Raw genomic sequence first — 20,896 nt, 5'->3', positions numbered from 1 at the left:
ATTTTTCCCCGTAATAAAAAAAGAGCCCAGTAGCTTTACCAGGCTCTTTCTTTGTCGTTCTTATTTTGCCAGTTGCGCAGCTTCTTGCTTCAGAACTTCTGCTTTGTCTGTTTGCTCCCAAGGAACATTCAGGTCATTGCGTCCAAAGTGGCCATAAGCCGCTGTTTGTTTGTAGATAGGGCGACGCAGGTCGAGCTGCTTGATGATGCCAGCCGGACGCAGGTCGAAGTGTTTGCGCACCAGTTTCACCAGATCTTCTTCGGAAACGGTTCCTGTACCAAAAGTATCAACAGCGATGGATACAGGCTGCGCTACACCGATTGCGTAAGCCACTTGCACTTCGCATTTGTCAGCCAGGCCAGCAGCCACAATGTTTTTCGCTACGTAACGAGCAGCGTAAGCGCCGGAGCGGTCTACTTTTGTCGGATCTTTACCGGAGAACGCGCCGCCGCCGTGACGAGCGTAGCCACCGTAAGTGTCTACGATGATTTTGCGGCCAGTCAGACCAGCGTCCCCTTGAGGTCCGCCGATTACGAAGCGGCCAGTCGGGTTGATGAAGTATTTGGTGTCAGCGTCCAGCAGCTCAGCCGGAACAACTGGTTTGATAACTTGTTCGATGAGGTCTTGCTTGATTTGCTCCAAGGTAGTCTCAGGAGCGTGTTGAGTCGAAATCACGATGGTGTCGATGCGAACTGGCTTGTCTCCATCGTACTCAACCGTTACTTGCGTTTTGCCGTCAGGACGCAGGTAGGCGAGTGTGCCGTTTTTGCGAACTTCAGTCAAGCGGCGAGCCAGCTTGTGAGACATGCTGATCGGCAGCGGCATCAGCTCAGGTGTTTCGTTGCAAGCAAAGCCGAACATCAGACCTTGGTCACCTGCACCGATCGCTTCGATCTCAGCGTCGGTCATTTTGCCTTCGCGCGCTTCCAAAGCCTGGTCTACGCCGAGAGCGATGTCAGCGGATTGCTCGCCGATCGCAGTGATTACGCCGCAAGTGTCAGCGTCAAAGCCGAACTTCGCACGATCATAACCGATCTCACGGATCGTTTCGCGCACCAGCTTTTGGATGTCCACATACGTGTTGGTGGTGATTTCACCGGCTACGAGAACCAGCCCGGTAGTTACGGAAGTTTCGCAAGCTACGCGAGCGTTTGGATCCTTGGCCAAAATGGCGTCCAGGATGGAGTCGGAAATTTGGTCACAAATTTTATCCGGATGTCCTTCGGTTACAGACTCAGATGTGAACAGACGACGACCTTTTTGCAAAGCCATGAGAAAATACCTCCTTTGACCTCATACAAATAGTTTGGTAGCCGAGTCAGGATTTTATCGACGTAAACGCAAATAAAAAACCTTTTCCATCTTTTGGAGGAAAAGGTTTGAGCGCTTTTAGCTTCCTTCATCCTCTTATCGGCCAGAACAGATTTCCGTCCTGCTGGTTAGCACCGCTCCAGACGGTTGCCGGGCTTCATAGGGCCAGTCCCTCCGCCTGCTCTGGATAAGAGTATCCATTACGGATTATAGAATAATTGTTTTTTGAGGTGGTGTCAATAGACTTTTGCCAGAGCACCTCTTTGGCCGAAATCGCCCTGTACAAAACGCTGTTGGAATCGCCTGCGGGAAGCGTCTGAGGTGATCGAAGCCGCGTTTTCACAAGGACGATATAGCCATGCCATGCGTCTGTCGAACGCAAAGCGGAAAATTTTTTCTTACACTTGATACGATTTGGCGATTAATACAACAACCTCGGCCCGCGTAGCGCTGCCCTGTGGCTTGAAGAGCGAACCGTATCCGTTTAGCCAGTTTCTTGCCGTCAAAGCGCCGATCGCCGGTGCTGCCCAATGGCCGGCCGGAACATCGCGATAGCTCGGTGCGCTGCTGCTGTTCAGAGCCACGCCCTTCGCCCTGGCGATCATCGCGGCCATTTCCGCCCGCGAAACAGCTTGGTCAGGCTTGATCTGACTGTTTGGATACCCCTTCAAGACTCCGAGCTGATAAGCCACTCCAAGGGTGTTGTACGCCCAGTGCTTTTTTGGCAAATCAGAAAACACTTCCCGTCCGGAATACGCGCTGGCTACCTTCGAGCCGGTTGCGCGCATCGCCTGCAGCAGCATTGTGGCAAACTGCGCACGAGTTACTGCCTCGTTAGGCTTGAACGTCGCATCGCCGAAGCCTTGGACAATTCTTTTGGAGCTCAGCCTGGCGATCTCTGTGCGCGCCCAATGGTCGGAAATATCCCGATACCCCGAAACGAGGGGCTGCTGCGTGACTGTCAATTTGTACGCATCGTACTTGAACGGAATGCCGCTGTTCAGGCGCACGTAATACTTGCCTTTTGGCAACCGCAGGCTGAAAATCTCGCTGCCCCGATCGGACAGCTCAGCCACTTCGTTTGTCGAAGCGAGCGCGTAGTTCATGTTTTTCTCGCTGTAAAGAGCGATGCGAAAACCGCTGGATACCGGAATAAACGGGGCTCGAATCGTGACGTACGAGTCTGTATTGAGCGTAAATTGAAACCAGTCTGCATCCGAAGCCGTCGGAATCGTTCCGGTCATGACCCCTCCGGCGGCTAGCGGCGACGCCCTGCTGTACGTATCATTCGGCTCGTTCAAATCTTTTTTCAGCGGGGTGAACCCGAGATCCAGACGATATTCGCCGTTCACCGCATTTTGCTGATACTCGCTGACCCGAATGTAGTATTTTCCCGGGGAGACTTCCTTGCTCGCACGCTCGGACGGATTATCGCGATCGACGTTGTCGTAGAGCGGGTCCCAAACCGTATTTTTTCCGGTTTCCTGCTTTCCTATGGCAAGCACCAGGTCCACCCGCTTGTTGTCGGGAGTCACCGTCACATCCATATGCCCGTATTCGCGGACGTAGTAGGAGAACCAGTCCTGGTCGCCCTCCTGGTGGAAGTTGCCCGTGACGCTGATCTGGTTGCCTACCAGCGGCCTTGCCGTCGCCATCGTATCGTTTGGCTCATTGCGGTCCGGGTTGATCGTGAACTTGCTCGTCAGCACGTAGGCAAACGAGTTGACGCCGCCGTTTCGCATCAGCTTGATGTTCATCCTGCCCGCTTTTGCCGGGACGGTAACGGTATCCCCGTTTCCAAAATACTGCGTAATCGGCGTTCGGTTTTCCGGGTAAAAGGTAGCCGCCATGGCGGAGGATACCCCGGAGTTAATCGTCGCCGTAAAGCTGACTTTTCCGTCATACGGCACATCCATTTTAAACCAGTCTACCGTGTCGTTTGGCCCCAGGTTGCCGCGTATTTGCTGTTCGATAGGGAATGCTTTGGCTCGCTGCAAAGAGTTGTTCGGCTCCAAAAAGTCGCCGGAGAGCGCGCTGCGCACTGCCTTGTTCACGTCCAGCAATCCGTAGCCTGTTTGCCGGTCCCAGCCGCTCTCGCCGAGGTCTGTAGCCGTCTGGTAAAGCATTTGCCTCACATCCAGCGCCGTCAGCTTTGGATAGCGGGCCAAAATCAGGGCCGCCGCTCCCGCCACTTGAGGCGCTGCCGCTGACGTACCGGAAAACGATCCGTACTTTCCGCCCAGCTTCGTCGTATATACGTTAAGCCCCGGCGCCACAATGTTTAACTCAGGCCCCGTGTTCGATTGATAAATCGCCTGGTTTTTCCCATTCACGGCCCCAACCGCAACGACTGTCGGGTAGGCAGCCGGATAGGCGACGCGGCTTGCTTCGTTTCCGCTGGCAGCGACGAGGACGGCTCCGCTTCTCTCCGCACGGTCAATGGCCTCTTTCAAGGAGCGGGAATAGGACAGGCTGCTGAACGACATCAGGATAACTTTGGCTCCCCTGTCGAGCGCTGTATTGATCCCCTTCGCAATCATGTCCACATTCGTCACTGCATCTTTGTTCAAAATTTTGATCGGCAAAATCCGGGCGTTCCAGACTACCCCTGATACCCCGATCCCGTTGTTGCCTTTTGCAGCGAGAACCCCGATGACTTCTGTCCCGTGCCCGTTGTCATCCTGCGCCGATTTCCCCGGGTTGACCAGATTGACACCCGGCAGCAGATTCCCTTTCAAGTCAGGGTGATTGTAGTCCGCTCCGGAATCGAGCACGGCAATCGTAATCGCCTGGTTGCTGTTGACTACAGGCCACGCCTTGTCGGCCTTGATCTGGCTGATGTGCAACTGATTGCTCAGATAGCTGTCATTGGAAGCAGGCGCGGCAGCGAGTGCAGGCCGCACGCCCAGCGGTACAAGCGTGAGCAGCATCGCAACTGACACGGCTATTTGAATCGATTTTTTCATAAACACAGTCCTTCCTTACTTTCCCCTGCAACTAGCGCAGCAAGAAAACCTCTATCGCCGCCCGCTCAAACAAAGGGGCATGCGCTGTCGTGGAAGGTTTTCTTAACGTATCGAAATGAATAAATGTTCGCGCTTATCCATTTCAGTACGTTCAAAAAGGTATTCAAGTATTATGCTTCTCGTCCTAGCATAGCGGATAAAAAGGGCGAAAAGCAACCCTGTTTCCCCAAGATTTGGAACGTTATGGCAGGAGAAAAACCCTTTTCACCATTGGCAAAAAGGGTTCATCCATTACTGCAGCAGGCCTTTGTTGTCTTCGGTAGCAGGCTCTACATATGCTTTTTCTTTTTTGCGTTGACGCGCCTGCGGAATGTAGGCACTCAGTTCGTCCGGGTTTACTTCTGCTTTTTTAATCGAAGAAGACGGGATATCAAACGCCCAGATGCGCTGACTGTTTGCTTCCACCTTCATGTTTTCGAGCGTGTAGCTGACGCGGGCAACCGCATCGCCTTCCTTGTCGTGAACGATGATCGGCACCTCGGTAAACTCCAGGCGCTTCTCCAGTCCGTTGCGGAATACGACGACAACCTTCAGGCCGTTATCATCGGTAGGCTTGATATCGAGGACCTGCAAATCTACCTTTCCTTTTTCCACCGGAGCTTCCTCCGCCGCTTTTTGCGTATAGTGGCTTTGTTCGTCCGCACTCAGGCCCATATTCAGCTCCTGGGTCTCCTCGATGCGGCGTTTTTCCGGCTTTTTATAGGTCAGAGTCAGCGGCACTTCCTTCTCAGGAATGCGGTCGAACTCTTCCCAGCGGAACATAAATTCCATCGGACGGCTGGCCATGTGGCCCACAGGACCGTTTGCCATCAAGTCAAACGTCTTTCTCGCCACCTCTTCGCCGTCAGCAGTCACGAGGGTCAGCGGCAGCTTTTGCAACAGCACGTTGCGGTTTGTCGCGTTGCGAATGTACGTCAGCACCAGGTAGCCTTCATCTGTCACCTGTGTGTAGAACGGAATAATGCCGACCTCGTCGCGAACGACCGGAGGCAGCTCATCGTGGACGTACTGCAGCAGCTCCTGCTCCGCCTCCTCCAGTTGATTGTCCCAAGGACCGTTCATCGTCAGAAACAGCTCTTTGGCCTCAACCCGGTTCGCCGATTGCTGCGGGTTGTCGATCCCCGACACCCCCAGGTAAAACTCTTTATGCAAATGCTCATGAATATCTTCACGTACTTGCTCCAGGCTTTCCTTGGAGCCAAACCAGTTCTCCAATAACCAACTCATATGTCAACCTCCTCCTGATTTCTGCGATCGAGAGCTCTTGCGCCTATTCTACGTCAAGAACCCATCTGCGCAGATTGGCATCCGGTTTTTTCACGAATTCCGGCGGGAACACGATCAGCCACGGACGGCTGTTTCCCGGCTTCACGCGAATCTTGCTGGCATCCACAACGCCTCGCGCCACGACATCGCCGTCCGTATCGGAAATCGTGATTTTCAGCTTGTCAGGACGATAATCCGTAGACAGGCCGTTGCGGAACAGCAATGCGGCAACCAGTTGCCCTTCTTTCGTTTTCCCGATATCAAACCCGGTAATTTGCACCGAGTTGACCGGAATCGGCGGCAAAGAGTACGCGAGCGACTCCAGACGGTCTTTTTGACGCTGTGTCATGCGTCTTTCCATTTCCGGGTCCAGCTCCAGCGTACTTGGCCAGATGTGCGATCTTTTTCCTGCTTTCATCACGACTTTCCAGCGGCTGAACATGAAGTTGTCGTGCAGGTAGCTCTCTTCCGGGAACAGCACTTCCCACGGACGGCTTGTATGCGGAGGAATAGCGCCCATATCAGACAGGTCGACTCTCATCCGCGCGAACGGCTTGTCGTCCAAGTAAATAGCCAGGCCGATGTTTTTGAAGCGCACAGGCTTATCTGTCGCATTGCGGAAAAACATCGTCACGGTCATGCCGTTCGGCTGGGGAATCATGCTGAAGCCCGTTACGCTAATCAAGCCTCGTGCCATCTCAGGCAGTTCTGCTTGCAAGAATCGCAGCGTATATTTTTTCTCCGCATCCAGCTCCTGCTCCCACATCGGATGCAGGGACAGCTCTGTGCGCACTCTGTCAGGCTTGCCGGAAGTGCTCGCTGCGGGCTGGTTTTCCACTTCTACTTCCGTATCTTTCAACTCCGCAATGTCAATCGCAGACTCTTCCTGAATCTCTTTTTTCAAATCCTCTAGGGCCTTGTCACCCTGCTGTTTTCCAAACAAATTTTTCACAAAAGAAAACATGTGTTACCTCCTCACACGTCCGGGCCCGAACGAAGTTTCTCTCTCCTCATGATATACATTTCCCCATCGCCCATGCAAACCAGACTCTCTACGCTTGCTGCGGAACACTCACTTTCCAGCGCGACAGGTCCGGCTGCTCCACCAAAATACTTTCCGGAGGGTAAATAAACAGCCACGGCTTGCTCGTATTGGCATTCACGGTCAAACTGCCAAGCTCAAACATTCCTTCTGCCACCTTTGCCCCTGTCGCATCGTAGAGAGCGAGCGGCAGCTTTTCAAAGGAGAGCGACTGCGTAGAGCCGTTGCGGATCAACAGCATGACGTGAAGGGCTCCTTCCGGGGAGCGACGAATTTGCACACTCTGGATATTCACTTCTCCCTCTTTTAAGGCAGGGAGATTTTTCGCCAGTTCGATCAAGGAGTTTTTCTGCGCATCCGACAGCGCCTTGATCCACGACTCTTCCAGCTCCAACTGTTGCGGCAGCACCATTTTTTTCTGCGCCATCTCGAATGCGACCTTCCAGTTAGCCAAAAGCACGTTTACCTCCAGGAAGTGCTCGCGTGAAAATACAAACGACCACGGTCTGGCTGATCGCGGCGGAATTTCCCCTATCTCGCTCAAGTCAAACGCTTGGCGGGTAAACAACTGCTGATCCCCGAACAATACCACCAGCGTCATTTCCTTCAGGCGGATCGGACGGTCCGAGCTGTTGCGGATAAACGCCGTCACTTCGATTCCATCATCATGCGGAACAAGCGCTGTTCCTGCGAGGGAGATATTCCCTTCCGGCAGCGGTTCCAGCTCCTGAGCCATAAAGGAAAGCGCGTATTTCTCCTGCGTACTCAGCTTCGCTTCCCACGATTCATGCAAGGACAGCGTTGTTACGACGCCGGCAGATGCCTCTTTTTGCTTTTGTGCTTCCTGATGAGACTGTTCGGTATCAGAAGCGGACAAAATGGATTCCTCCTGAACCTGCTCTCGCACCTCTTTGGTGGTAGGTGTCTTCCCCATTAAATTCTTCAAGAAGGATAACATAGCACCGCTCCCAACTTTTCTCTACATCTATATAGAGTTTGCGTTCGTCATTCACTATAGCATAGTGACATCCTTTTGCAACATAGAAAACTTGGCATTCTCCCGCCTGTTACGGCCTTTTGATCGAGAATGCACGGTGTGGCAGCCAGCCGGCTGACCTGTCTGCGTCAGAGACGGGTAATATTTGTAAGGATACCTGTAGGCATTAGGGATGTCAAGGAATGGAAGGGTGCCTCTTCTCCCCGATTAAACTTCCATTTGGTGAGAAAGTTTACATTATAATTCGTTGTTGATAAAATAGAAGTGTCTAAACAAATAACTTGGGGAATATCTTTTGAGCCAACTGACCGTTTCAGTTGGTTCTTTTTTGCAAAAGCGTTGAAAAATACTGACAATTCCACTGACAACAGATTAAAAAATTCATAATTGGGCAAACTGTGGAGTAACAACTATACACAAATGCTCTGACGTCGTGTTCCGCCCTTTTTTTATCGGCAAGACGACCAAGGCGTATCTCGTGTTCATCAGCGGCCTCTGCACCGCCCAGGACGTCGACCAGCAGGTGCTGATGCCGCTCATGCACGTGACAGAAAGCGATTTTCCCGATCTCGGAAGGATGGCCGAGCAAGTGCCTATATGGAGGGACTTGTCGACTACACTCTTGTCGAAGAAGTGACCGCCCGGCTAAAACGGATCAAGATCGACGGAGTTTTGGAGAGCGGATATATAGAAGAAATGATTGAGGACAACCCCGCCTCGCCCTTTCCGCAATTAAAAGATACCGAACGGCCAGACACAGCCTGTTCGGCCTTGCTGGAGGGCAGAGTTGTCATTTTGATCGACGGGACACCGTTTGTCCTCATTGCGCCGATCACCTTTTTCGCCCTGTTTCAAGCGGCGGAGGATTATTACCAGCGCTTCGTCATCGGTTCGGCGATTCGCTGGCTGCGCTACCTGTTTCTCGGGATTTCGCTCCAATCTGAACATGAGCAGTCCCGAGCTGGTCAAACTCGTGGATCGAGGCGTTTATCCGCCGTCCCGGTTTGGTCACGGTTCCAGGCGGCATACCGGAAGATGAGGTGAGACAAAAGTGAGATGGGGCGTCACAATAGGCGTTACGGTGCTTGTGATTTTGATTGTCCTCTTTGAACTGCCTGCCCTGAGACAGAAACCGCTGAGAGACAAAATCGCTTTTTTCTCGCTCTTGTTGTGCGGATGGGCGCTGGCTCAATTCGATTTGCCCAATATGGCAGGACCGATTACATGGCTGAATACACTGTTCAAGCCTTTGGAAAAATGGATGGAAAAATAATCGACGGGTACTACGTTTAGCCAGAGGTGAGCATTCATGCTTGAAAAAGGAAAAATATCTGCGTTTCGACATGACTTCGCTCCCCTACTACGGCTTCTTGATGCAAGTCGTGCTGCCGCTCCTGCTGCTGCTGATTGCGGCCACGCGAAAAAAGGAGCGAGTGCGAATGAAGCTGCCTAGCTTTTGAGCAACGCTAAAAAAGCTGGCTCAAAACTGGGGCAGACCTAATAAAATAGAACTATTCAGACAATTAGTAACAAGTTTATCCACAGAGTGTGGATAACTTCTTCCTGCTTTATGTGTGTAACTGGAGGCATTTTTGATATTTCACAATGTACTCGTCCAATTGTTGCGACATATCGATCACAGTCGGATGCAGAAAACTACCTTTTTCCAAGACCAACTCAGACAACTCTTTACGCATGGTCTCGATACGCTGCAGAAGATCTGTTGTATGATCCATGGTAATTCCTCCAGAAACAATTAGATCATAAGTAATAGGATTATTATACCGCGCGAACATTCGTATATATAAGAAAAAAAGAATGAACTTATATGTGAATGATTTTCTCGACGCTGCTGCCGACAACTCCCAGCAAATTTGTCAGGTCGCGGATTTCATACGTCGGCGTGATCCCCAGATGGTTTTCCTTGCCGTGCGGATTGTACCAGCATGTATCAATCCCGTAGTTGTGTCCTCCTTGAATATCGGACGTTAACGAATCGCCTACCATCAGGACTTTTTTCTTATCCGTTAGCGCCAGCCGGGAAAACGCATAATCGAAAATTCTTTGGTCGGGCTTCTGGAACCCGGCCTCCTGGGAAATGATGATCTGTTCGAATGCGTCTTGCAGCGGAGACAATCGGATTCGCGACGTCTGCACCTCGGCAAACCCGTTTGTGATGATCGCCAGCCTACAGTCGGCGAGACGGCTGCATACGTCTACCGCTCCTGGCAGCAGATGCACTTCCTGCCCCAGATTCGCAAGGTAAAGCCGGTTAAACGCTTCCGCATCCCCGGAAAGCTCATGAGCCGCAAACAGCCGCTTGAATCGCTCCACCCCAAGCTCCGCGAGCGTAATGCCGCCCTGCTCCAGCTCGCGCCACAAGCCTTTGTTAATCTCGCGGTAGGCCGCTTCGTAATCGGTCATGCCTTCTGGCCACCCAAACTCGCGAAAAGCTTTGTCCAACGCATTTTTTTCCGATAAGTCAAAATCCATCAGCGTATCGTCCACATCAAAGAAAATCACGTCGTATTTCACTGCTCTCTCCACCCGTTTCCGTCTCCAGCGAGCCCGTTTATTTTTTCCTCAAACAATCTGTACTCGTATTATAACAGATTCACATAACGGTCAGCCCATCGACTGGAAAGATCGGAAGAAACAAGAAAGAGCCTGCCCTCCGCCGACAGACTCTGTGCAAACAAGCGAGCGCGCTCACTCATGTGAAGCGCTGCGTCTTGTACCACTTTCTTTTTCTTCTCGTCACCTTGTCCATCAACAACCCGAAAAACGCTTGGACAGAGATGATAATAAACAACTGCGCATACGTGAAATACGAGAGGCAGGACAAGACGAAGTTTCTCGTCGTGCTCTGGCCGATGTCCGAGGCCAGCGCGAGGTTGATTTGCAGCACGTACAAGTAATACATCAGCGCCCAGGCGACTACCAGATAGACGTAGATGTCTTCGGCAAACTGGAACGGCGAAACCACTTCGGGATGAAACAAGGAAATGATTTTGTAGACGAGATTGGTCACAAAAATAATATCCGAAACGATAATGGCTACCATGAACCAGAAGTAGCTGGCTGCGTAATACAAAAGCTTCAGCTTGATCCGCCAGCTCGTCCCGTCGAACAAATGCGTGATGTTCCCGAAAATGGACTGATAGTTGCCCATCGCCCACCGCTTGCGCTGCTTGATGTAGACGCCGAGCTTCTCCGGCTCCTGCTGGTAGGCCTCTGCCCGCGGCGCAAGCGCGATCAGTTGCCCCCGCTTCAATATTTCAAAGGAAATCGCCGTATCCTCCGTCAGCGACTCCTCGTCCCAGCCGCCAACCTCCTCGATCAGCGAGCGCTTGACGATGAAATTCGTCCCCGGAATCGAGCCAAGCTGAAAAAGCTCCCACAGCCCCGTATGGTAGACGCGATGCATAGTGACCAATTCCAAGTTAATGCATTGGGTGAGAAAATTTTGGTCGCGATTGCGCGCCTTGTTGCGACCGAACACCGCTCCGTACCGCTCTGGCTGCTCCATCGCCTTTTGCATTAAAAAAGCCAACGCGTTTTTCTCCGGTGCAGCATCGGCATCGTAAATGCAAAGCCATTCGCCAGTAGCCAGCCGCAACGCGTCATTCAACGCGCCGGATTTCCCCCCGGTGCCCGTCCGCTCCATCACCTGCAAATGATGTTGCGCAAATTCCGGTCTGGCGTGCACCGCCCGCACCATCTCTGCCGTGCGGTCCGTACAGTTGTCGGCGATGACGATCACCTGCAGCTTCTCGACCGGATAGTTCAACTGCAAAATATGCTCCACTGTCGCGGAAATGACCAGCTCCTCGTTATGCGCCGGCACCAATACCGTCACGGTAGGATATGATTCCATATTCGCCGGAATCACCAATTCCTTTTTACTTTGCCGAAAAACAAAGCGGATTGCCCCCAGCATAATGACAGCCGACTCAAACACCGCGATCCAAATACTGATAATCGCGAGCAGCAACAACAGTTCAGCCACTGATTTTCCTCCGATCGTATTTTTTGCTCACTCTGTCGCGAAAAACGAAAGTAGCGACCGTCAGAAAAAGAATGGCTACGGTAAAAATAACGCTGACCGCTATGCACAAGGGGATAAACCAGCTCGTGTACGACATCGGAAGCCCCCCTTTCCCCTCCTAGCTTGCTAGCCATGCTTAAATGTATTCACCGATCAGATCCAGCTCTGCGTTCCGTTCGAGCGCCGCGATCACGTTGTCGATTTGTTCATACTGGCTAAACTGGTCTTTTTGGAACACAAGCGCTCCCGAGCGAATGACCAGCTCCAGCGGCCGCCCTTTTTTATCGGTAAACGACACGTCCATCATCGCGTTTTTAATCCGGCCCGTCAGCCGTTGCAAATAGTCTTTGTTCGTCATCGGCAACAAAATGACAAACCGCCCTTCATCGAGCGAAAACTTGTAATCTTCGAAGCGAATCTGCTTTTGAATCGTATTCGACAATTCCAGCAACAACTGCGCATACCGCTCCGAGCCGAGCGCTTCCTGGACGAGCGGCAAAAACTCGATTTTGAACATCGCCATGCAAAAGCTGTATTTATCCTCATAGCGTTTGGCCAGATTGGACTGCTTGACTACCGTCTCCGCCAGAGCCTCTTTGTTGCCCAGCGTCGTGTCGAGATCAATAATCGGATTGATCTCCTTCAGCTCCTCTAGCCGTTCCACAATGCGTTTGCTGCGAATCAAATACGACCTGATAAATGCCGCAACCAGCACATTCGCCGGAATCACCAGCATCCAGGCGTAAACGATGACACTGGATTCCGCGTAGGTAGCCAGCCAGACCGTGTAGCTGACCATATAGACGAATATGAGAACAACCGATACCCCCATCGGCACCGTAAAGCCAAGCAAGAGCGCCAGCAGGATCGCCATGCTGAGAACAAACTCGGTCAAGGTGTACGCTTGCTTCCAATAGACTTGCACGTAAACCAGCGCTTCCTGGAATGCCGTGAGCAGGAACAGGATGGCATACCCGATCTCCATCTTGCGCGTCGGAGATTTGTTGTTCATGATTCAGCTCCTTTCATAGATTTTTCCGCTCCCATCAGTCCAGGTAGCTTCGCATCGCCTCCTCTGCCAAAAGCGGAAACAGATTGTCGAAGATGTGCGTGTTGTCGTTAAAAACATATCCGCCAACATAACGGGCATCCTCGCTGCGCAGCTTGACCATCCGCTCATACAGCTCGCGGGCCCAGTCCGGGTCGTCCTGCTTCAGAGCAAGCAAAATAGCAAGCCCATAGACCGCCGGAGATTCGTAGGAGACGGCAGGCGTCCTGCTTAAACGGTCGTAGCGCCCAGGCAATTGCTTACGCTGCGCAAATTCCTTTTTCAAAAAGCCGACCAGCGCCTCCGACCTCTCCCCGATCTCCGCCCGATGCAGCGCGACGATCAGTTGGTCGATCAAATTGATCGAGTCATCATAGCTGTACACTTGTTTCTCTACGTGGAATATTTTAGGATAAAACAATCCGTCCTCTGGCATATTCCGCATAAGGTCCCGGTAGCGGTTGTACATATCCGCGTCGATCATCCCGTGATCGGCCATCCTTTTGAGGGCAGACATGTCGACGTAGGCGAGGCTGAGCGTGTGTGGAGACTCCTTTTTTGCGAAGTCATGGAAGTCAACGAGATATCCGTTTTGTATAGACAAGGCAAGCAAGGTTTCTGTTACAGCGTTTGCTGTCTTGTTGTACGCTTCTTTTTCCCATTTGTCAGCCGCCTGCCACAGCGCGTCCACGATCCGCAAATCATCCCCAAACGCGTTCGTCGTCACATGCGACTGACCATCTGCTGACAGCTTCCAGTACAAATACGTTTGCGGCGAGAGAAAGTACCGATGCAACACCTGATAGCTGCTGTCAAACAGCTTCTGATCGTCCCTCGCCAGCGCATACTGCATCCAGAGGCCAAGCGATTCCGCCAACGCCTCTCTCCCGGCCACGATGTCCGCCGTCTCCGCAGGAGCGTCCAGCAGATAAGTAGCCAGCGTCCCGTTCGGATTGGTCATGTGCTCGACAATAAACTTCTCCGTCGGCGACGGCACCTGCTTTTCCAACATGAAGAAATAAAGGCAGCCAGACACAGCCAGCATCGACACGCCTGCGAAAAGCAGCTTTGCTTTTTTGTTGAGATAATCACTTTGCAAGTGGGCATCATTCCTGTCGAGTGGAAAAACGAAGAATCAGATGGATAATTTTACATTTATTTACTAAGTCATTTATATACAAAAAAGTATAATACAAGCGGTGATTAGCGTCTATTTATATTGATTTGAAAAATATGTATGTGGGGGTGGGGGGAGGGTTTCGTGGGGCTTGTACAGGGCTTGTGCTTTGTTTTCGATACTGTTTTCGCTTGTTCTCGTTGCGGCTTTCACTTGCTCTCGTAGCAGCTTTCATGTATTCTCGCTACGGCTTTCCCTCTTCATTCCCGTTTTTGCTGGACACAACATAACTCGCTGCAAAACTCTACCTAAGCTCACTGAAAAATCCTGTCGTTCAAAGATCGGCGGTATCGCTTGCATACGAGCGAACAAGCGTGCGAACCTTTTTGCCTGAAACCCCCGCTGATTAATATAAAAACTGCAGCCAGTCTAGTCGGTTTCCCACTTTCCGGCCCTCGCTGTCCCCCATCCCTTTCCTCATCACCAAAAACCGATTCAAACCCAATTTCAGACATTTAATATTCCCTTAGATAGAACAGAAAGGAGGTTTGTGCAGGAGTGTCTGAACCGCGCTCCGGTGGTATAATGGTAATACAGACAAAGGACGGGGAAGGGAGAGTGATGGCGTGACCAAGCGGATGAATCCAATCGTCGATTTTGTGTTCAAACGAATCTTTGGCACCGAGGAAAACAAAGATCTGTTGCTATCGTTTCTCAATGCCACGCTGAAACCGGAGGAAGGTAAAGAGCTGAAGGAATCATCCTGGTTGATCCGCACATCAACGCCGATCAGGTCGGAGACAAGGCTTCCATCCTCGATGTGAGAGCGAAAACGAAGACGGGCGAACAGATCAACATCGAAGTGCAGCTTCACAACAAGTACGACATGGAGAAGCGCTCCCTGTACTATTGGGCAAAGATGTACGAGGGACAGCTGGCCGAAGGTGAACCGTACCGGAACCTCAAAAAAACGGTCACGATCAGCATCATAGACTTTGAGTACCTTCCGACAGAGAACTACCACAGTGTGTTTCGGCTGCGGGAGGATGAGAAAGGATTTGTGTTAACCGACGATCTGGAGATCCACTTTCTCGAATTGCCCAAGGTATCAGGAGTGCACCAGGAAACCAGCGATATGTTGGTCAAGTGGATGCTGTTTTTTAAAGCCGAGAGCAAAAAGAAACTGGAGGAATTGGCGATGAGCGAACCGACGATTCGCAAGGCGGTCAACGTCCTTGAATTTCTGAGCCAGGATGCCGAGGCTCGCAGGTTGTACGAGTTGCGGGAGAAGGCGCTGAAGGATGAGCTCAACATGATTAAGGGAGCAAAAGCGGAAGGCGAGCGGCAAAAGGCAATCAAAATGGCATTGAATATGTTAGCAGATGGGGAACCAATCGACAAAATTGCAAGGTACACGGAACTTTCTCCAGATGAAATTCAAAAACTAAAGCAGCAACTTCACTAGCCTTCCCCTCCATGTTCCGCAAGTAGCGTCTGTATCCAAAGCAGCGGCAGAAGGTGCCGCATCTGCCACCGCTGACGCTGTACGAGGCTCAAAAACGTTCCAGAACCGATCGGCCCTGTGTCCAAGCAAAGGATGCAGGGTCTTTTTGCGTTCAAAGAAAGGGAAAGGAGGTGTTCGCACATGCTGTTTCCAAACCTGCCAACCAAAACGGCGGGCGGCAAAGTGCTCTGGGACACCTTGGACAGGAGAAACGGGTGGAAGCTGCAGCGGAACAGGCTCACCGGACATTTTCGCATTCTCGACCCGGAGGACATCAGACAGGCGTGGGGAGATGACGAAGGCGAGATGTGTCGTGCGTTTCGCAAGTTCGCCGGATCAAACGCGTAGACCCGAAGGCTAACGATTAGCCCTAGGGTCTTTTTGCATGTCAGGAGGTGCTAAAAAGATGGACGTGATTCAGCAATTCACAGAGTATCTTGTGGAGAACGGGATCGCGCCGAAAACGATTGAATCCTACGTCGGGGATGTAAGAGCCTTCTCAGCGTACCTGGTGTATATCGCATAATAAAAGTACAGAAAATCGCAGCGTAAAAATGCAGAGCTAGCCTGCGTTTTACAAGGCGGAAAAATAAATAGGCACTTGCCAACATCACTCTATTAAGTCTACCTTGGTCTTTGTCCAGAAGAACCAGGGAGATGTGAGAGGAATGTTGAAAGTGCCACAGCAACAGTATATCAAATTTTTGTACGAGAATGAGGATTATTCAATCTCGGAGATTGCGAGAGCCATGGGAGTCAATTGGAGGACAGCCAAGAAATACGCCACAAAGGACGATTGGAATGAACCCGTTTGTCGGCGCAAGAGACGATATCCCGTTCTCGGTCCGTATCTTGACATCATTGATACTTGGTTAACGGAGGAGCAGGCGTTGCCCCGCAAACAGCGTTATACCGCGAAGCGAATCTTTGATCGTCTGCGTGATGAATACAGGTTTGAGGGCGGACGACGCACTGTTGAAGAATATGTAGCCAAACGCCGAAAAGAACTCAAGCTGGAACGTGCCGAAAGCTATGAACGACTCGAACACCCCGGCGGAGAGGCACAGGTTGATTTTGGTACAGCCTATGTTGGGCAACCAGGTCAACTCGTGGAGCGCAAAGTGCTGATTATGTCCTTCCCGTTGCGTTTGAGGTTTTCAGGCTTGAACCGGCCCGCTTGAACAAATATCGGGAACTCCGGTTTGAAACAACCACATAGCCACTACCGCAGTGCCGTGCGCTAGATCCCGTATTGCTCAAGGTGAAATGGGACGAGATCGAGGTTTTGTCGGGCGACGGAGAGTACCGACACCTGGGGACGTTGCCTCGCCCGTACACGGAAAAGGCAATCCCGATTGAGTGGACAGATGTGTTTGAGGGTTACCTGAGAAAGCCAAGGACGGTGATGTACTCCGATCTGGCGAGGTTCATGCCTGCTTCCGTCCGCAGATTCGTGCAAGTGGAGGATATCGATCTGAGGAAATCTCGTGTGGCTCTGATTCGTCGATTGTTAGATACACACCAGATGTCCGACATGGGTGCTGCACTCGATTTCGGAGCAGTCACCTTCCCAGCGCATTGCAGTCGTGAGCTCCTAACGGATCTGGCATTTCTCGAGCGGAAAGAGAACGTGATGATGCTGGGCAAAGTGGGAACAGGCAAGACCCACCTGGCAACGGCACCAGGCGTGGAGGCTTGCCGACGAGGGTACGAGGTACGATTCTTTCGGGTGCATGACCTTGTGGCCGCGTTACAGGACAAGTACCACTCCGGAACGCTTAGCCGTTTTCAGCGGGAGTTGCAGAAGGCTGAGTTTCTCATCCTCGACGAAATGGGGTTTGTGCCCTTTCACAAAGACGGAGCTGAACTACTGTTTAACGTCATCTCCGAATGCTATGAGCAAAGGAGTGTGATTGTCACCTCTAACCTTGAGTTTGGCCAGTGGAACACGGTGTTTGGAGATGCCAGACTGACAGCAGCGCTCGTGGACCGACTCGTTCACCACGCACACGTCCTGGCTTTCACCGGCGAGAGCTACCGGCTACGAAATGCGCTATCCGGAGTGAGATCGTCATAATCTTCAGCGTTGGCCGTGCCTATGCACAAATCCGCAGCGATTCTCTGTATTTTTGACTTGCGAAAAACAGCGGCGTTGGAGAGAATGGCGACCTTGAACACTTCTCTTGGATGGACAATGCTTGCGTCCAGGGAGCCGATCGAAACAGTGTGCAGCGCAGTCGGCTCGTTTTTGGTGTTCAGACAAAGCAAAAAGAACTGCTCCCGATCCGTTTCTTGCAGAAACGTCTGGAACAGTTCTACGACATCCCTTGCCATCCTAATGCGGCGCTGCGGGTACAGGAGGCTTGCTTCCCGTACCATTTTGACTCGGACGATGTTGACTCGTTTGGCGACTTCTCTGTTTTGACTCATTCTACATGCTCCTCCAACCAGTTTTGGATTTCGTTGTCGTCAGAGATTGCTTTTGCCGGGACGTAGAAGGCCATCCCGTACTCGTTGGTGTAGATCACGACCACCTTGTACCAGCACTCGCCGTTTCGTTCCACCTTCTCGACAAACTCCGGCAGGCTGCCGAGAAGTCCCCCGTCCTCTCTGCTTAGGCCGACCACGCTCAGATCCCGCAGGTTGTCTCCCTTCTCCAGCACAACCATGTAGCCGTATGTGTCCAACGTGAATGCTTCGTCCAGACCGTCGAAGTCGAACGCCTCTTTTAGTCCCAGAAACTCTTCCTCCAAGTACGACAGAAAGCTCGGAGAAAACACCTGCGCTGCCTGCAAGCAGTGTACATCTGCCAAGGTTTTGATCGTTCTCATGCTACACATCCCCTTTCTGTTGCATCTGATGAGCCAAAACTGCCTTTTTGATTTTTAGCTCAAGCCATTCTCTCCTCAGTCGCTGTTCGACTTCGTGAATGATTTTGAGAATCTCGGTGTAGGTGTCTTGATTCTGTGCCTCTCCAGTCCGGTAGAGATTGTCCAGCAGCAGCGTGACACAATGTTCGCATGTCTGGATGCCGAACACGACTCTGTCTTCTTCCCCTACCAACTGCTCGTACTGTTCCGCTGGTGTCTGCATGTGTGCCCTCCTCGTTTACTGGCTACAAAATGAGAAAAGGCATCCCACCGTCCCTGTTACGGGCGGCAGAATGCCTCAAAAATACTTTCTTTTGTCGATTAGGCTTGCACTTCTGGCGTTTCTGCATCTTTTCGTTTGGCTCTTTTCGGCAGCACCAGTCTGACGAGAAAACCGAGCAGCTTGAAGGGCAAGGCGACGACCCAGAACGCCACTTTGACGATGTTCCACAGAAGTTTGAACACCCCGAGCAGGAAGGAAAAGATGAGCTCCAGCCATCCCCTTACAATGAGCCAGGCAAAAGAGAGAAAGCCGAGTGCCAGTAGAATGATGATGCCGTAGAAAAGAATTGCGTCCATGTTTCTTGCCTCCGTTTTTGCTAGATTGGGTTACCACTACACACTATTGATTGGAAAACTTCATTAATTATTATCTTTTGGTGTTATCTTTCTGTCAATTCACATTTATAGCTTGTGTTCCCTTTTCTTTTCCTCCCGTAAGCTTGTCTTGAGGTGGTTTCCATGACCGAGTTGGTCAAGCGATTAGGCAATCGAATCCGCTTTCTCCGAAAAGAGAAGGGGATGAGCCAGGAGCAATTAGGCGAATTGTCCGGTTTACATACGAACTACGTGGGGCAAGTAGAGCGAGGGGAAAAGAACGTCACGGTGGAGAGCCTGGAGAAGATCTGCCGAGGTCTTAACGTTTCGATGGAAGATCTGTTCCGTCACATTGACCCTTCCCCACAACCAGACGAGCTACGTCAACTAGTTGATCTGCTGACGGAGCGCTCCAAGCACGATCGCGCTTTGGCCTTGAAACTTTTGAAGGCCGTGTTCGAGTGGGAGCACGAGAAGTACCAGTAGCCAACATTAGAGGAGGTTGACCGCCAGTTCTTTTTCCTGCTTGCTGGTGTTGATGTAAAAAGATGCGGTTGTTTGGATGTGGGCATGGCCTGCGAGTTTGGAAACCGTTGTCAGCGGGACTCCCTTCTTTAGCAATCGGGAGCAGAACGTGTGCCGGAACTTATGCGGGTACATCTTGAAGCCCAGTTGCTTCTCCAGTCCTTCCAGCATGGTGTTGACCGCGTCCTTGTGCAGTTTGGGCGCACGCTGGCTGAGTAGCAGGTAGGGACTGTCCTTGTACTTGTTCTCCTGCCGTTCTGTCCGGACATACTCCCGGATGAGTTCCGCTAGGTCAGGCCGAAGCGGAATCTCACGGTACTTCCCTCCCTTGCCTGTGACCCTGAGCGTGTTGGTGAGGTAGTCGATGTCTGCCAACTGAATTCCGCACAGCTCGCTCACCCGTACTCCCGTGTAGAGCAGCATCCAAACGATGAGGTGGTTACGCAGGCTGACCTTGCTCCTGTCCTGGACGAAAAAGAGCAGCTGGTTGACTTCCTGCTCGGTGAACACGTCCACTTCCCCTTCACTGCCAGTGGCCACCTTGACCCGATCCCGCTGCAGGGTGACGACCTGTTCCGTCAGGATGCCTTTTTCGATTAGGTAGAGGTTGTACGCCTGAAGTGAGTTGATCTTCTTGTTGATCGTCGCAACGGCGTACTTGTTTTCGACGAGATGGTTCTTGTAGCTGACTACGTAGAATCGTTTCAGGTCTGTCTCGCTTTCCACGCCCATCTGCCGCAGGTACTCGCAGAATCCTCTCACGTCCCCCACGTAGGACTCTATCGTTTTTGGCGCAATGCCGTTTTCCAGAAGGTACTGCTCAAATTGCGTGATTTCATCCACGTTTCTTTCCTCCCTTCCAAACAAAACGCAAAAAGGCCCTACATCCGCTCAAGGACGTAGGGCTGTGGGTTACATCACTTTTTTGTTTTTGCTTGCGTACAAAGCGTTCTGCGCGGGATTTCAGGCTACTCTTTGCAGCCGTACCCGTAGTGTTTCATGAGGTACAGCCTGACTGCCGTGTTGACCAGGTTGCTGATCCGGTCGATCTCTCCCGACTCGTACAGCTGCTGCACCTTGTCGTACACGCCGTTCTCCAGGTACGTCGTGACCCTTCTGTACCGTTTCTCAAACGGGGCTTGTCTCTTCGGAATCTTCATCGAAGTTAGCTGCTGTGACGGTGGAAGTACAGTGTCCGGTTTACCAACTTTGTCTGTTCCTTCCGCCTTGTTTGTTTGCCGTGGTTTTACTCTCAACGGCTTGGCCTGTTGACCTTCCAGCGGTTTCGGTGCATGGTTCCCCCTTTCCTGGATTTTTTGTTCCGCTGCCTTGAGAGGTACTACATTTCCTCTCTCTGTGGAAGCTCCCTGCTGTTGGTTTTCGGCTGCTTGTGCGGCTTTTTTCGCTTCCTGCTGGGCAAGTACTCTAGCAAGGATTGATTTCGTGTCGTTCATCTCGTCCACTCCTGCTCTGATGTTTTGGTTCCGTCAACGCCTACGTATACGTGTGCGTTGATGTTGACGTTTATGGAATTGTTTTGCAAGC

At 51.7% G+C, this 20,896-nt stretch carries 24 protein-coding genes, 2 pseudogenes and 1 riboswitch; of the genes and pseudogenes, 10 read left to right on the top strand and 16 right to left on the bottom strand.

The window, feature by feature from the left end; genetic code table 11:
* Positions 1 to 60: 60 nt before the first annotated feature.
* From metK to BA6348_RS05325, 5 genes are all read right to left on the bottom strand, one after another.
* Positions 61 to 1,272, bottom strand: a complete 1,212-nt coding sequence (gene metK, locus BA6348_RS05345; protein WP_007784923.1) for a methionine adenosyltransferase — start codon at positions 1,270 to 1,272, stop codon at positions 61 to 63.
* A gap of 132 nt (positions 1,273 to 1,404) precedes the next feature.
* Positions 1,405 to 1,505, bottom strand: a riboswitch (SAM riboswitch).
* A gap of 204 nt (positions 1,506 to 1,709) precedes the next feature.
* On the bottom strand, positions 1,710 to 4,277 hold the full coding sequence (locus tag BA6348_RS05340; RefSeq protein ID WP_007784924.1) for a S8 family peptidase: 2,568 nt from the start codon (positions 4,275 to 4,277) through the stop codon (positions 1,710 to 1,712).
* A gap of 291 nt (positions 4,278 to 4,568) precedes the next feature.
* A complete protein-coding gene (locus tag BA6348_RS05335) occupies positions 4,569 to 5,564 on the bottom strand; it encodes an SLAP domain-containing protein (RefSeq protein WP_007784926.1) in 996 nt (331 codons plus the stop codon).
* A gap of 43 nt (positions 5,565 to 5,607) precedes the next feature.
* Positions 5,608 to 6,567, bottom strand: coding sequence for an SLAP domain-containing protein (locus tag BA6348_RS05330; protein ID WP_005829772.1), 960 nt, complete (start codon positions 6,565 to 6,567; stop codon positions 5,608 to 5,610).
* Between the two features lie 88 nt (positions 6,568 to 6,655).
* On the bottom strand, positions 6,656 to 7,603 hold the full coding sequence (locus tag BA6348_RS05325; RefSeq protein ID WP_007784928.1) for an accessory Sec system S-layer assembly protein: 948 nt from the start codon (positions 7,601 to 7,603) through the stop codon (positions 6,656 to 6,658).
* Between the two features lie 472 nt (positions 7,604 to 8,075).
* On the opposite strand from BA6348_RS05325, the gene BA6348_RS27805 reads away from it, so the two are divergent.
* The 4 genes and pseudogenes from BA6348_RS27805 to BA6348_RS26510 all read left to right on the top strand — a co-directional run bounded on the left by BA6348_RS27805 (position 8,076) and on the right by BA6348_RS26510 (position 9,102).
* Entirely contained in the window at positions 8,076 to 8,279 is a 204-nt protein-coding gene (locus tag BA6348_RS27805) for a hypothetical protein (RefSeq protein ID WP_025844201.1), read from the top strand.
* A pseudogene (locus BA6348_RS05315) lies at positions 8,234 to 8,578 on the top strand (spore germination protein); the annotation flags it as partial. The gene BA6348_RS27805 and the pseudogene BA6348_RS05315, both read left to right, overlap by 46 nt.
* Before the next feature lie 115 nt (positions 8,579 to 8,693).
* The gene (locus tag BA6348_RS05310; protein ID WP_007784930.1) at positions 8,694 to 8,915 is read left to right on the top strand and encodes a hypothetical protein; all 222 of its coding nucleotides are present in this window, start codon (positions 8,694 to 8,696) and stop codon (positions 8,913 to 8,915) included.
* A gap of 40 nt (positions 8,916 to 8,955) precedes the next feature.
* Complete coding sequence (locus BA6348_RS26510) at positions 8,956 to 9,102, top strand: hypothetical protein (protein WP_155808553.1); 147 nt, start codon at positions 8,956 to 8,958, stop codon at positions 9,100 to 9,102.
* 108 nt (positions 9,103 to 9,210) lie between these two features.
* Here BA6348_RS26510 and BA6348_RS05305 read toward each other — a convergent pair whose 3' ends face one another.
* From BA6348_RS05305 to BA6348_RS05285, 5 genes are all read right to left on the bottom strand, one after another.
* Entirely contained in the window at positions 9,211 to 9,378 is a 168-nt protein-coding gene (locus BA6348_RS05305; RefSeq protein WP_005836716.1) for an aspartyl-phosphate phosphatase Spo0E family protein, read from the bottom strand.
* 88 nt (positions 9,379 to 9,466) lie between these two features.
* Positions 9,467 to 10,177: a YjjG family noncanonical pyrimidine nucleotidase gene (locus BA6348_RS05300; RefSeq protein WP_005836714.1), complete on the bottom strand. Its 711-nt coding sequence runs from the start codon at positions 10,175 to 10,177 to the stop codon at positions 9,467 to 9,469.
* A 178-nt stretch (positions 10,178 to 10,355) separates the two neighbouring features.
* Entirely contained in the window at positions 10,356 to 11,651 is a 1,296-nt protein-coding gene (locus BA6348_RS05295) for a glycosyltransferase family 2 protein (protein ID WP_005836712.1), read from the bottom strand.
* A 175-nt stretch (positions 11,652 to 11,826) separates the two neighbouring features.
* A complete protein-coding gene (locus BA6348_RS05290) occupies positions 11,827 to 12,702 on the bottom strand; it encodes a GGDEF domain-containing protein (RefSeq protein WP_122952571.1) in 876 nt (291 codons plus the stop codon).
* Positions 12,703 to 12,736: 34 nt separating this feature from the next.
* Positions 12,737 to 13,837, bottom strand: a complete 1,101-nt coding sequence (locus tag BA6348_RS05285; protein WP_122952570.1) for a glycosyl hydrolase family 8 — start codon at positions 13,835 to 13,837, stop codon at positions 12,737 to 12,739.
* A 644-nt stretch (positions 13,838 to 14,481) separates the two neighbouring features.
* On the opposite strand from BA6348_RS05285, the pseudogene BA6348_RS05275 reads away from it, so the two are divergent.
* The 5 genes and pseudogenes from BA6348_RS05275 to istB all read left to right on the top strand — a co-directional run bounded on the left by BA6348_RS05275 (position 14,482) and on the right by istB (position 17,436).
* Positions 14,482 to 15,320, top strand: a pseudogene (locus BA6348_RS05275) (Rpn family recombination-promoting nuclease/putative transposase).
* A gap of 180 nt (positions 15,321 to 15,500) precedes the next feature.
* Positions 15,501 to 15,707: a hypothetical protein gene (locus BA6348_RS05270; RefSeq protein ID WP_003842539.1), complete on the top strand. Its 207-nt coding sequence runs from the start codon at positions 15,501 to 15,503 to the stop codon at positions 15,705 to 15,707.
* Positions 15,708 to 15,744: 37 nt separating this feature from the next.
* Positions 15,745 to 15,885, top strand: coding sequence for a site-specific integrase (locus BA6348_RS05265; RefSeq protein ID WP_311133329.1), 141 nt, complete (start codon positions 15,745 to 15,747; stop codon positions 15,883 to 15,885).
* 142 nt (positions 15,886 to 16,027) lie between these two features.
* Entirely contained in the window at positions 16,028 to 16,540 is a 513-nt protein-coding gene (locus BA6348_RS26505; protein ID WP_007784949.1) for a transposase, read from the top strand.
* A 71-nt stretch (positions 16,541 to 16,611) separates the two neighbouring features.
* On the top strand, positions 16,612 to 17,436 hold the full coding sequence (istB, locus tag BA6348_RS26500) for an IS21-like element helper ATPase IstB (RefSeq protein WP_242507450.1): 825 nt from the start codon (positions 16,612 to 16,614) through the stop codon (positions 17,434 to 17,436).
* Here istB and BA6348_RS05255 read toward each other — a convergent pair.
* The 4 genes from BA6348_RS05255 to BA6348_RS05240 form a co-directional block, all read right to left on the bottom strand.
* On the bottom strand, positions 17,394 to 17,789 hold the full coding sequence (locus BA6348_RS05255; protein ID WP_007784953.1) for a JAB domain-containing protein: 396 nt from the start codon (positions 17,787 to 17,789) through the stop codon (positions 17,394 to 17,396). The genes istB and BA6348_RS05255 overlap by 43 nt on opposite strands.
* A complete protein-coding gene (locus tag BA6348_RS05250; protein ID WP_007784956.1) occupies positions 17,786 to 18,190 on the bottom strand; it encodes a hypothetical protein in 405 nt (134 codons plus the stop codon). Before BA6348_RS05250 ends, BA6348_RS05255 begins: the two co-directional genes overlap by 4 nt.
* Before the next feature lies 1 nt (position 18,191).
* Entirely contained in the window at positions 18,192 to 18,452 is a 261-nt protein-coding gene (locus tag BA6348_RS05245; protein ID WP_007784958.1) for a hypothetical protein, read from the bottom strand.
* A 98-nt stretch (positions 18,453 to 18,550) separates the two neighbouring features.
* Positions 18,551 to 18,808, bottom strand: a complete 258-nt coding sequence (locus tag BA6348_RS05240) for a hypothetical protein (protein WP_122952870.1) — start codon at positions 18,806 to 18,808, stop codon at positions 18,551 to 18,553.
* Positions 18,809 to 18,970: 162 nt separating this feature from the next.
* Between BA6348_RS05240 and BA6348_RS05235 the strand changes: the two genes are divergently transcribed.
* Complete coding sequence (locus BA6348_RS05235) at positions 18,971 to 19,312, top strand: helix-turn-helix domain-containing protein (protein WP_122952869.1); 342 nt, start codon at positions 18,971 to 18,973, stop codon at positions 19,310 to 19,312.
* 6 nt (positions 19,313 to 19,318) lie between these two features.
* On the opposite strand, the gene BA6348_RS05230 is transcribed toward BA6348_RS05235, so the two are convergent.
* Both BA6348_RS05230 and BA6348_RS05225 read right to left on the bottom strand, forming a co-directional pair.
* Positions 19,319 to 20,194, bottom strand: coding sequence for a tyrosine-type recombinase/integrase (locus tag BA6348_RS05230; RefSeq protein ID WP_122952868.1), 876 nt, complete (start codon positions 20,192 to 20,194; stop codon positions 19,319 to 19,321).
* 125 nt (positions 20,195 to 20,319) lie between these two features.
* A complete protein-coding gene (locus BA6348_RS05225) occupies positions 20,320 to 20,805 on the bottom strand; it encodes a hypothetical protein (RefSeq protein WP_122952867.1) in 486 nt (161 codons plus the stop codon).
* Positions 20,806 to 20,896 lie beyond the last annotated feature (91 nt).

The sequence above is a fragment of the Brevibacillus agri genome (assembly GCF_004117055.1).
GTDB classification, from domain to species: domain Bacteria; phylum Bacillota; class Bacilli; order Brevibacillales; family Brevibacillaceae; genus Brevibacillus; species Brevibacillus agri.
This window is presented reverse-complemented; position numbering and strand designations above follow the sequence as displayed.